Source organism: Burkholderia sp. SIMBA_062 (assembly GCF_046534765.1).
Taxonomy (GTDB): domain Bacteria; phylum Pseudomonadota; class Gammaproteobacteria; order Burkholderiales; family Burkholderiaceae; genus Burkholderia; species Burkholderia ambifaria.
Map to the genome: position 1 here is coordinate 1 of NZ_JAWRYD010000326.1, position 265 is coordinate 265.

General features: G+C 61.5%; 1 pseudogene. It reads right to left on the reverse strand.

Annotated elements, in window-relative coordinates:
* Positions 1-265 (reverse strand): annotated as a pseudogene (locus SB786_RS36545) (cell division protein FtsH); the annotation flags it as partial.

The following is a 265-nucleotide window of genomic DNA, read 5'->3' on the forward strand; positions in this document are numbered from 1 at the left end:
CTGATCAGGTTCATGAACAGCTCTTCCGCCACGCGGCCGCCGAACAGAATGGCCAGACGATCCAGCAGATAGTCCTTCGAGTACGTTTCGTTGTCGTGCTCAGGCAACTGCCACGTCACGCCCAGTGCACGGCCACGCGGAATGATCGTGACCTTGTGAACCGGATCGGCCTTCGGCAGCAGCTTCGCGATCACGGCGTGACCCGACTCGTGATACGCCGTCGCGCGCTTCGCTTCTTCGCGGATAACAGCCGACTTGCGCTCCG